The sequence below is a fragment of the Nocardiopsis sp. NPDC058631 genome (assembly GCF_042716955.1).
Classification (GTDB): domain Bacteria; phylum Actinomycetota; class Actinomycetes; order Streptosporangiales; family Streptosporangiaceae; genus Nocardiopsis.
In genome coordinates this window covers 1-10,460 of record NZ_JBHXQY010000148.1, presented here as the reverse complement: position 1 = coordinate 10,460, position 10,460 = coordinate 1, and the positions used below count along the sequence as shown (strand labels likewise).

Sequence of the window (10,460 nt, the reverse complement as noted above, 5' to 3'; positions counted from 1 at the left end):
GCCCCAACCCGCGGGTTCGGCCGGAGCACCCGGGCTGCGTGACGGTCAGACGGTGGCCAGGTCCCGGCGGCGGAAGCCGGCCAGGGCGGCCGCGTTGGCCACGGCCACGGCTCCCAGGGCGATCAGCACCGGAACCGCGTCGAACTCGTCCACGGGCAGCCGCGGCATCAGCTCGAACGCGCTCAGGTTCATGAGCGGGTCGTTCAGGCCGAGCATCCCGCCGAACATCGAGACGAGGATGCTGTACCCGAGCCACGCCCACACGAGCGGGACCAGGCGGGGGGCCGTACCCACCAGCAGGGCGGCCAGCGCGGCGAACATCAGGGCAGCCGGCAGCTGGACCAGGGCCGCCTCGGTGAGCGTCCACGTCCAGGAGGGGTCGTCCGTCGCGTAGGCCGCGCCGAGGCCCGTCCCGAGGCCGCCCGCCACCACGATCAGGGTCGAGGTCAGCGCGCTGACCAGGAGGGCGGTCCCGAACCAGCGGACCCTGCCGACCGCCGTGGCCAGGGTGATCTCGGCGCGCCCCGAGGCCTCCTCGGTTCTGACGCGCAGCACCGACAGGGCGGCGTACGCGGAGGCGGCCATCAGCACGTAGCCGACCATGACGCTCAGGAAGCCCGCGGTGGCGTCGTCCGCGGCGTTGCCGAGGACGGCCGCCAGGTCGGGGTTCTCCGCCAGCATCCCCTCCACCTCCGTGGCCAGGGTGCCGAACGCGAGGGCGAAGAGGAACGCGGACACCGTCCAGGCCAGGGCGGCTCCGCGCTGCTGGTGCAGGTGGAGTGCGAACGTCCCGCCGAGCAGGCGGCTCGCACCGGAGGGGCCGGGGCGGGCCGCGACGAGGCCGGCCCCCAGGTCGCGCCGGCCGGCCAGGGCGAACGCGGCGGCGAACAGCGCGACCGTGAACACCGCGTACAGGACGAGCGGCCACAGGCGCAGGTCGTCGTACATCCGCGTCTGCTGGCCCCAGGCGAACGGGGAGAGCCAGGACAGGGCGTTGCCTCCCTGCTCGGCCATGTCGCCGGCGACCCGGAGCATGAAGAGGACACCGACCGCCGCGAAGGCCAGGCCGGAGGCGCTGCGCGCGTGCTCCACGATCTGCGCGGTCACCGCGCCGAGGGCGCCGAAGGTCAGGCCCGCCAGCGCCAGGCCGGCCCCGAAGGCGGCCGAGTCGGCGGGTTCCAGACCGTTGGCGAGCAGCGCCGTCGAGATCAGAGCCCCGATCAGGACGTTGACGAGGGCCGCGGTGACCAGGGCGGAGGTCATCTGGGCACTGGCCCCCAGGACGCCGGCGCGCAGCAGCTCCGCGCGGCCGTTCTCCTCCTCGGCCCGGGTGTGGCGGACCACGTGGAGGATGTTCATGATGGCCAGGGCGATGAGCATGCTCATGACCAGTTCGTTGACCAGCATCGGCCCGAGCTGGTAGTCGTCGAGCCCGTAGCCGGGGCCGCCGAAGACGATCCCGGTCGGGGTGTTCATGATGGCCGCGCGGGCCTGCCGCTGGGCGTCGGTCGCGAACATCTCGTCGAGAGTGGGAACGGTCGCGGCGACGGTGCCGGTGAGGGCGGCCGTCCAGACGCCCATGCGGACGCGGTCGCGGAGCAGGACGAACCGGATGAGGGTTCCGGTGCCGGTGAACGCGCTCATCGCCCCGTGCCCCCGTTGCCGTCGAGCGCTGCCGACGCGTCGCCGTAGTGGCGCATGAACAGCTCCTCCAGGGAGGGCGGGTTGCTCACCAGGGAGCTGACCCCCAGGTCGGTGACCCGGCGCATGACGTGGCCCAGGTCGGCGGCGTCGACGTCGAAGGCGACCCTGTCGCCCTCGACCACCAGGTTGTGCACCCCGGCCGTCCCCTCCAGGGAGCGGGGATCGCCGGTGACAGTGGCGCGCACGGCGGAGCGGGTCAGGTGGCGCAGGTCGTCCAGGGTGCCGGACTCGACGGTGCGCCCCTGCCGGATGATGGTCACGGTGTCGCAGAGCTTCTCGACCTCGGAGAGGATGTGGCTGGAGAGCAGGACGGTGCGCCCGCGTGCCTTGGCCTCCAGGACGCACCCGGTGAAGACCGACTCCATGAGCGGGTCGAGGCCGGAGGTGGGCTCGTCGAGGATGAGCAGCTCCGCGTCGGAGGCCAGCGCCGCGACGAGGGCGACCTTCTGCCTGTTGCCCTTGGAGTAGGTCCGGGCCTTCTTGGACGGGTCCAGCTCGAACCGCGCCAGGAGGTCCTTTTTGCGCTTGGGGTCGAGCCCTCCTCGCAGCCGTCCCAGCAGGTCGATGGCCTGGCCGCCGGTCAGGTTGGACCACAGGGCGACGTCGCCGGGAACGTAGGCGATCCGTCGGTGCAGCTCGACGGCGTCCCTCCAGGGGTCGCCGCCGAGGAGGACGGCGGTTCCGGAGTCGGCCCGCAGGAGGCCGAGGAGGACGCGGATGGTCGTGGACTTCCCGGAGCCGTTGGGTCCGAGGAAACCCGCGACCTGGCCGGTTCGGACGGTGAGGTCCAGATCGTCCAGGGCCTTGAATCGGCCGAAGTACTTGTCGACGCCGCGGACGTCGATGGCGGGTGATGACATGGTCGGGTCTTCTCTCCGTGTGTGGGGGGCGGTGGGCGCGGACGGGTGGGGATGCCGGTCAGCTGGTTCCTCCCGGCGGGTCGCCGACGTACATGAGGTAGGCGTCGAGCATCGTGCGCTCGGTGAGCAGGCCCTCGGTGTACACCTCCAGGGCGGGCAGCATGTACTCCTCCGACCACTCGCGGATGACCCGACCGAAGTCGGTGCCGCCGTCGGGCGGGCGCAGTGTGACCAGGAGGAGGAGGGAGCCGGTGGCGTTGGCAGCCATCCACCGCGCCCGCTTGGCGCGGTCCCGGCTCGGGCGGACGGTCCCCTCGGCCTCTCCGGCGGCGAGATAGCGCTCCACGTCGGAGACCATCCGCTCGTACAGGGCGGTGGCGGTCTCCCCTCCGGCCAGGATCGCCCGGAAGAGGTAGGCGAGGAGCGGGGCGTGCTCCTCCATCGACGACAGCTGCTGGAGGATCGTCCGGGAGTCGTGGCTGGTGATCGACTCGGTCTTGATCTCGTTGACGAGTCCGACGACGTAATCGTCACAGGCCCTGCGGAGTCCGGCCTTGGAGCCGAAGTGGTGGATGACCAGACCGGCGGAGACGCCGGCCCGCTCGGCGATGGTGCGTACGGTCACGTCGAACCCCTGCTGCCCGAAGCACGCGACCGCGGCGTCGCGGATGCGGGCGCGCGCGGTGAGGTCCGACGCGCGGTCGGGGGGTTCCCCGGATGCTGAACTCATGTTCAATACATTAAACGCGTGTTCAGCCCTCTGGCAAGAGGGTAGGCGCAACGCCCCGACGCCTGACCGGTGCGGCGCCGGGGGCGGTCGTACACTCGGAACACGGCGCCCCCGGGCGTCACCACAACCACAGGGAGAGGTCCATGGCGCAGGTCGCGGTCGCCCAGTTCGCCCCAGGTCAGGACAAGGCGGAGAACCAGCGCTCGGTGGCGCTGCTGACCGCCCGCGCCGCGGCGGAGGGGGCCGGCGTGGTCCTGTTCCCCGAGTACACGATGTTCACCGCGTCGCGCATGGACCACCGTTGCGTGAAGGCGGCCGAACCCCTGGACGGGCCCTTCGTCTCTGCGGTCGCCGACACCGCCCGGCGCGAGGGCGTGCACGTCGTCCTGGGCGTCAACGAGGCGGGTGACGCGGAGGCGGACCGCTTCACGAACACCCTGGTGGCCCTCTCCCCGGACGGGGAGCGGGTCGCGCACTACCGCAAGATCCACCTGTACGACGCGTTCGGCGTCAAGGAGTCGGACGTGCTGAGGCCCGGCCCGATCGAGGAGCCGGAGACCTTCACCGCGGACGGCGTGGTGTTCGGCCTCCAGACCTGTTACGACCTGCGCTTCCCCGAGATGACCCGGAGGATCGTCGACGCCGGCGCGCACGTGGTGCTCCTGGCGGCGCAGTGGGTCCCCGGGCCGCTGAAGGAGGAGCACTGGCGGACGCTGGCCCGCGCCCGCGCCATCGAGAACACCGTGTACGTGGCGGCGGCCGGGCAGGCGGCGCCGACGGGTGCGGGCAACAGCATGGTGGTCGACCCGATGGGGACGGCGGTCGCGGCACTGGGGGAGCAGTCCTTCGCGGTCGCCACGGCCCGGGTTTCGGCCGACAGGGTCGAAGAGGTGCGAGGCGTTAATCCGGCGCTGTCGCTGCGCCGATTCTCGGTCTCCGCGCGCCCGACCGACTGAGCGCCGCGTCGCAACCCTGCCGCGGATATCGGACAAAGGGCATGGAAGTGTCGTTGCTGATCAGGGTCTTCCCAGACTTGGTCACTTAGGGTTATGATCACCCTGCACGGAGTGATTTAGATCGGTCCGGACCCTTCCAGGCGCCCAGAGCTTCTGATTCAATAAAGAGCCGATAACTATCGGCCCGCCAGACTGTCCTAAACCACGGGGGGAGCAAGGACATTGCGCGGAACGAGCACGATGTGCGAACCAGACACGCTGCCTGACGACACACACGACATCTACGTGTACGACCCGAGGTCTCTGAGCGGAGCGCAGTGCATGGGGGATGCCTGCGTCGTCTGCCACACCAAGTGGCCACGGCCACGGCAGGCCCTCGGCGAGCTTCCGGACGGAAGCCGCGTGTTCGGTTGTGACGAGTGCGCGGGGATCATCGGCGTCGAGTCGGTGATCCGCGCGGGCGAGCGTCTGTTCGCTGTGCGGTAGGAGCAGGAAGACGGTCGCGCTCCGGGTCCAGGGGGAGAGACGGACCCGGAGCGCTTCCGCTGACGCGCCCGCTTCCATCGGGGAGGAGGGGAAATGAGCGCGTCTATCCCGGTTGGTCTCCTGTGGCGGCCTGCGCCGCCGAACACGCCCCGTGAGGGTGTACGGGGACAACGATACTCCGTGTCGTCCCCCGCCGACCGTCAGTGAGAGACATCCGTCCGGTATTTCCCCGACCCGGGGCTACCCGTTGGTGGGGAAGCCCAGGTCGACGCCGCCCGCGGGCCGCCGGCCCGGGTCGGCCCATCGCGCCGTGACCGCCTTCGTGCGGGTGTAGAAGTGGACACCCTCCGTGCCGTGCGCGTGGGAGTCGCCGAAGAGCGACTGCTTCCAGCCGCCGAACGAGTAGTAGGCCATCGGCACGGGGATGGGGACGTTGATCCCGACCATGCCGACCTGGACCTCGTTCTGGAACCGCCGGGCGGCACCGCCGTCGTTGGTGAAGATCGCGGTCCCGTTGCCGTACGGGTTGCCGTTGACCAGCTCCACCGCCTCGTCGTAGTCGCCCACGCGCACCACGCTCAGGACCGGGCCGAAGATCTCGTCCCGGTAGCAGGCCATCTCCGGTCCGACGTGGTCGAGCATCGACGGCCCCAGCCAGAAACCGTCGGGGGTGTCGCCCAGCACCGGGTGCGCCCGGCCGTCGATCGCCAGGGTCGCGCCCTCGCGTACGCCCGACTCCAGGTACGAGGCGACCTTGTCGCGGTGCTCCCGGGTGACCAGCGGGCCCATGTCGCTGCGGTCGTCGTCGCCGGGCCCCACCCGGAGGCGGGACACCCGCTCGCGGATCCTCGCGACGAGCTCGTCCGCCACCGGGTCCACCACGGCCACCGCCGAGATGGCCATGCAGCGCTCGCCCGCCGAGCCGAACCCCGCCGACACCGCCGCGTCCGCCGCCAGGTCCAGGTCGGCGTCGGGCAGTACCACCATGTGGTTCTTGGCCCCGCCCAGGGCCTGCACCCGCTTGCCGTGCTCGGCGGCGGTCCGGTAGATGTACCGGGCGATCGGGGTGGAGCCCACGAAGCTGACCGCGGCCACGTCCGGGTGCTCCAGGATCGCGTCCACCGCGGCCTTGTCGCCGTGCACCACGTTGAACACCCCGGCCGGCAGTCCGGCCTCGGCCCAGAGTTCGGCGAGCAGCACGGCCGCCGAGGGGTCCTTCTCGCTGGGCTTGAGCACGAACGCGTTGCCGCAGGCGATCGCGACCGGGAACATCCACATCGGCACCATGGCCGGGAAGTTGAACGGGGTGATGCCGGCGACCACGCCGAGCGGCTGGAGGATCGAGTAGGAGTCCACACCCGTGGACACGTTCTCCGAGTAACCGCCCTTGAGCAGGTGCGGGATGCCGCAGGCGAAGTCCACGACCTCCAGTCCGCGGGCCACCTCGCCACGGGCGTCGGAGAGGACCTTGCCGTGCTCGGCGCTGATCAGTTCCGCGAGCCGGTCCTGGTTGCGGTCGAGCAGCTCGCGGAAACGGAACAGGATCTGCACGCGCCGGGACAGCGACGTGTCCCGCCAGCCGGGGAAGGCCTCCCGGGCCGCGGTGACCGCCGCGTCGACCTCCTCGGCCCCGGCGAGGTCGACCGTGCCGGAGACCAGGCCGGAAGCCGGGTTGTGGATGTCGCCCCGGCGCTTGGCGGGCCCCTCGTGGGTGCGCCCGCCGATCCAGTGGGTGACGTGCTTGCTCATGTGCTCCCTCTTCTTGTCCACAGGCGTTGTCCACAGGTGCGAAGGCGCGGGTCCGCTCGGAAGGGGCGGGGGATCCCCCGGCGGGGAGGACCACAAGTCGCACCGGCCCCTCCGGCCCCTCCGGCGCACCGGCCACGCAGGAGCCCTCAGGCCCCGTCGTCGACGGCGTGCACCACGTCCAGCAGAACGTCGCGGCCCTCCACGGCCTCGTCCTGCGAGAGCGTCAGGGGCGGAGCCATCCGCAGCACGTTGCCGTGCACGCCTCCCTTGCCCACCAGGAGCCCGCGCTCGCGGGTGGTCTCCAGGACCCTCGCGGCCAGCGCCGGCGACGGCGCCCCCGTCGCGGGGTCCGCCATCTCCACGGCGAACATCAGCCCCTTGCCGCGCACGTCCTTCACGCTCGGCAGCACGGTCAGCGCCTTCAGGCCCTCCATGATCAGGGAGCCCTGCCGCAGCGCGTTCCCCTGGAGGTCGTGCTCCAGTACGTAGTCGAGGGTTGCCCCGGCGGCCGCCATCGACACCGGGTTGCCGCCGAACGTGGCCACACCCAGCGCGCCCAGCCGGTCCATCAGGTCGCCGCGGGCCACGACGCCGCCCACCGCGTAGCCGTTGCCCAGCCCCTTGGCGAAGGTCATGGCGTCCGGGGTCACCCCGTGGTTGCCGATGCCGAAGAAGCTGGTCCCGGTACGGCCCCACCCTGTCTGCACCTCGTCGGAGACGAAGAGGATGCCGTGCTCGTCCAGCACCTCCTTGTACGCGGCGTACAGGCCGTCCGGCGGCATCGCGAACCCGCCCACGCCCTGGATCGGCTCGGCGATCAGACAGGCCACGTTGGGGGCGGTGGTGTCCAGGACGTCGCGCAGGTCGGCGACGCACGCCTGGACGTACTCCCGGTCGGTCATCCCCCGGAAGGCCGGAGCCGCGTGGTCGGTGCCGTGCAGGTAGTGCACGTTCAGCGGTGACAGGGAGGAGTTCTTCCAGGCCCGGTTGCCGGTCACCGCCACGGTGCCGAAGGACCGCCCGTGGTAGCTGCCGCGCATCGCGAGGACCTCGTCGCTGCCCCGCGCGAACGTGGCGAGCAGCAGGGCGGTCTCGTTGGCCTCGGTGCCCGAGTTCGTGAAGAAGACCTTCGCGTCGGGGATACCGGACAGCCGGGCGATCTTCTCCGCCAGCTCGACCTGGTTGCGGATCAGGTACAGCGTGGAGGTGTGCACGACCCCTTTGGCGATCTGGCGCTCGACGGCCTCCCGGACCTCGGCCACGTCGTAGCCGAGCATGTTGGTCACGATGCCGGTGAAGAAGTCCAGGTAGGTGTTGCCGTCGGCGTCCGTGACACGGGAGCCCTTGCCGCTGGTGATCTCCAGCGGGGAGTCGTAGTAGAGGGGCAGCCAGGAGGGCATGACCGCGCGGTGGCGCGAGAGAAGTTCCGACATGGCTCCAGTCTCGCCCGGCCCCGCCCGGATGGCCAGAATCAGCATGTTGACAACATGACGGTCGGGCTTACGACCTGTAAAGGATCCCGTGTGATGCTCCAACCCGAGGTCGCGGCCCCGCGGAGCCCTACATGGTGTAAGGCGGAGCGGTCCCGCGCCGACACTGCGTTCCGGAGCGGTCTCCTAGACTGGGCCGGTGCTCCCCACCCTTGCCGAGGTCCTCCAGCTCCCCGCCCTGCAACGCGCCCGCCCCCGGGTCGTGGTCGGGGCCGAGAAGCTGCACGACGTGGCGGTGCGCTGGGTCCACATCGCCGAGGTCACCGACCTCGCCCACCTGCTCCGGGGAGGTGAGCTGGTGCTCAGCACCGGCATCGCCATGCCCGACGACCCCGAGGCGCTCCGCCGCTACATCGACGACCTCGCCGCCGTCGGGGTGAGCGGCATCGCGGTCGAGCTCGGGCGCAAGTACCACGCCGAGCTGCCCGCGGCCTTCCTCGACGCCGCACGCGCGGCCGGGGTCCCGGTCGTACTGCTGGACCGCGAGGCCAGGTTCGTCGAGATCACCGAGGCCGTGCACATCCGCGTGGTGAACGAGCAGTTGGAGGAGTTGCGGGAGTCCGAGAAGCTGCACTCGGTGTTCACCCAGCTGTCGGTGGAGGGCGCCGACACCGGCCGTATCCTGCACGAGGTCGCCCAGCTGTCCGGCTGCCCGGTGGTCCTGGAGAACCTCACCCACCAGGTACTGGCCTGCGACCTCAACGGCGAGGACCCCGGCACCCTGCTCACCTCCTGGGAGAGCCGGTCGCGCGCGGTCCGCTCGGGGTCGCGCACCGTCCACGCCCCGGCCACCGGCTGGCTGGTCACCACGGTCGGGGCACGCGGACAGGACTGGGGGAGGCTGATCCTCATCGCCGGGGCCAACCCCACCCCGCGCCAGAGCATGCTCATCGAACGCGCCGCCACCACCCTGGCCCTGGGCAGGCTGCTCGAACGCCATCAGGAGAGCCTGGAACGCCAGACGCACCGGACGATCATCGCGGGCATCATCGACCGCGCCTACTCCGATCCGGAGGAGGCGCTCGTCCGGGCCCGGGCCGTGGGCGTCCCGCTCAACGGGCGCGAGCTGGTGGGGGTGGTGCTGCGCCTGCGCGAGAGCGGGACCGGCCTCGCCGCCCAGGCGCGGCTGTCGGACACGGCGGAGGGCGCCGCGCGCGCCTGCCGTGAACTGCGCCTTCCCGCCCTGGTCGGCTCGCTGGACGACCTGCGCGTGGGGATCCTGCTCGCGCTGCCCGGACGGCAGCGGCTCGACCCGACCCTGCACATGCTCGCCGAGCGGGTGCGCGGGGCGGTCGGCGACGCCGCCGTGCTGGCCGTGGGCTCCTCTGCGGACGGCATCCGCGAGGTGCGGCGCTCCTTCCTGGAGGCCCGCCAGGTCGGTGACGTGGCCATCCGCCAGAGCGACCGGCGGGCCTTCTACCGGCTGCCCGACCTCCACCTGCGCGGCCTGCTGCACCTGCTCCGCGACGACGAGCGGTTGCAGACCTACGTCGAGCGCGAACTGGGACCCCTGCTGGACCACGACGCCAGGCACGGGAGCGACCTCACCGACATGCTCCGCCACTACCTCGGCGCGGGCCGCAACAAGGCGCTGGCGGCGAGCCGCGCCCACCTGTCCCGCCCCGCGTTCTACGACCGGCTGCGGCGGATCTCCCACGTCCTCGACACCGACCTCGACGGGGTGGAGACCTGCCTGTCCCTGCACGTGGCGCTCCTGTCCCTGGACTCGGTGCGCGACGAGCTCTGAGGCCCGGTGGGGCGCCGTGCAACCCGGGCGCCCCTCCCGTGTCGCAACACCGTCACAACGGTGCAGTAACTTGGAATCCGTTGTTCGGTGTCGAGGTGGCAAGCAAATCCGCCTGTCAGTGCACCTTCAGGAATCGGATTCTTTTGAAGAAAGCGGAGGTCCACGTGACCGAGCAGTCGGACTCCGGACCCGCGCGCAGGGTCAACGGCGTCGTTCTGGACGACACCGCCAAACGCATCATCGAGGTGCTCCAGGAGGACGGCCGCAGGTCCTACGCCGCCATCGGCAAGGCCGTCGGGCTCTCCGAGGCGGCCGTGCGCCAGCGCGTCCAGCGGCTGCTGGAATCCGGGGTGGTCCAGGTCGTGGGCGTCACCGACCCCATGACACTGGGGTTCAACCGCCAGGCCATGATCGGCGTGCGCACCACCGGCGACCTCAACACCGCGGCCGACGCGGTCTCCGAGGTCGAGGGGGTGGAGTACGTGGTGATCACGGCGGGCTCCTTCGACCTGATGGTCGAGGTGGTCGCGGAGGACGACGCCAAGCTCCTGGACATCCTGGCGAACATACGGGGGATCGACACGGTGGCCTCCACCGAGACCTTCCTGTACCTGAAGCTGCGCAAGCAGACCTACGCCTGGGGAACGCGCTAGCACCGGTGGGGCGGCGGCCGGGACCGGCCGCCGCCCCCCAGCCGGGACCCGGTCCGAGGCCGGCGCAGGGCACGGCCCGGAGGTG

The 10,460-nt window shown here is 71.3% G+C and carries 9 protein-coding genes; 4 read left to right on the top strand and 5 right to left on the bottom strand.

From position 1 onward, the window contains the following. Positions 1–45 precede the first annotated feature (45 nt). From ACFWTE_RS28590 to ACFWTE_RS28580, 3 genes are read right to left on the bottom strand one after another with little or no spacing between them, the layout of a single operon-like run. On the bottom strand, positions 46–1,644 hold the full coding sequence (locus tag ACFWTE_RS28590) for an ABC transporter permease (protein WP_378783026.1): 1,599 nt from the start codon (positions 1,642–1,644) through the stop codon (positions 46–48). Next, positions 1,641–2,564: an ATP-binding cassette domain-containing protein gene (locus tag ACFWTE_RS28585; RefSeq protein WP_378783025.1), complete on the bottom strand. Its 924-nt coding sequence runs from the start codon at positions 2,562–2,564 to the stop codon at positions 1,641–1,643. Before ACFWTE_RS28585 ends, ACFWTE_RS28590 begins: the two co-directional genes overlap by 4 nt. A gap of 58 nt (positions 2,565–2,622) precedes the next feature. Continuing rightward, positions 2,623–3,294 carry a TetR family transcriptional regulator gene (locus ACFWTE_RS28580; RefSeq protein ID WP_378783024.1) on the bottom strand — a complete coding sequence of 224 codons (672 nt, stop codon included), beginning with the start codon at positions 3,292–3,294 and terminating at the stop codon, positions 2,623–2,625. Between the two features lie 143 nt (positions 3,295–3,437). Between ACFWTE_RS28580 and ACFWTE_RS28575 the strand changes: the two genes are divergently transcribed. Beyond that, complete coding sequence (locus ACFWTE_RS28575) at positions 3,438–4,250, top strand: carbon-nitrogen hydrolase family protein (protein ID WP_378783023.1); 813 nt, start codon at positions 3,438–3,440, stop codon at positions 4,248–4,250. 240 nt (positions 4,251–4,490) lie between these two features. Next, positions 4,491–4,736, top strand: coding sequence for a hypothetical protein (locus tag ACFWTE_RS28570; protein WP_378783022.1), 246 nt, complete (start codon positions 4,491–4,493; stop codon positions 4,734–4,736). Positions 4,737–4,976: 240 nt separating this feature from the next. Here the strand turns inward: ACFWTE_RS28570 and ACFWTE_RS28565 are convergent, their stop codons facing one another. Together ACFWTE_RS28565 and ACFWTE_RS28560 are read right to left on the bottom strand one after the other, a co-directional pair. Next, complete coding sequence (locus tag ACFWTE_RS28565) at positions 4,977–6,485, bottom strand: CoA-acylating methylmalonate-semialdehyde dehydrogenase (protein ID WP_378783021.1); 1,509 nt, start codon at positions 6,483–6,485, stop codon at positions 4,977–4,979. 146 nt (positions 6,486–6,631) lie between these two features. Beyond that, positions 6,632–7,918 carry an aspartate aminotransferase family protein gene (locus tag ACFWTE_RS28560; RefSeq protein WP_378783020.1) on the bottom strand — a complete coding sequence of 429 codons (1,287 nt, stop codon included), beginning with the start codon at positions 7,916–7,918 and terminating at the stop codon, positions 6,632–6,634. A gap of 196 nt (positions 7,919–8,114) precedes the next feature. Between ACFWTE_RS28560 and ACFWTE_RS28555 the strand changes: the two genes are divergently transcribed. Both ACFWTE_RS28555 and ACFWTE_RS28550 read left to right on the top strand, forming a co-directional pair. After that, positions 8,115–9,722 (top strand): PucR family transcriptional regulator, encoded by a 1,608-nt coding sequence (locus ACFWTE_RS28555; protein ID WP_378783019.1) that lies wholly within the window; start codon positions 8,115–8,117, stop codon positions 9,720–9,722. A gap of 164 nt (positions 9,723–9,886) precedes the next feature. Further along, on the top strand, positions 9,887–10,375 hold the full coding sequence (locus tag ACFWTE_RS28550) for an Lrp/AsnC family transcriptional regulator (RefSeq protein ID WP_378783018.1): 489 nt from the start codon (positions 9,887–9,889) through the stop codon (positions 10,373–10,375). Positions 10,376–10,460 lie beyond the last annotated feature (85 nt).

Coding starts and splice junctions, on each gene's coding strand:
- ACFWTE_RS28590 (WP_378783026.1), bottom strand. CDS start 1,644: ATGAGCGCGTTCACCGGCACCGGAACCCTCATCCGGTTCGTCCTGCTC.
- ACFWTE_RS28585 (WP_378783025.1), bottom strand. CDS start 2,564: ATGTCATCACCCGCCATCGACGTCCGCGGCGTCGACAAGTACTTCGGC.
- ACFWTE_RS28580 (WP_378783024.1), bottom strand. CDS start 3,294: ATGAGTTCAGCATCCGGGGAACCCCCCGACCGCGCGTCGGACCTCACC.
- ACFWTE_RS28575 (WP_378783023.1), top strand. CDS start 3,438: ATGGCGCAGGTCGCGGTCGCCCAGTTCGCCCCAGGTCAGGACAAGGCG.
- ACFWTE_RS28570 (WP_378783022.1), top strand. CDS start 4,491: ATGTGCGAACCAGACACGCTGCCTGACGACACACACGACATCTACGTG.
- ACFWTE_RS28565 (WP_378783021.1), bottom strand. CDS start 6,485: ATGAGCAAGCACGTCACCCACTGGATCGGCGGGCGCACCCACGAGGGG.
- ACFWTE_RS28560 (WP_378783020.1), bottom strand. CDS start 7,918: ATGTCGGAACTTCTCTCGCGCCACCGCGCGGTCATGCCCTCCTGGCTG.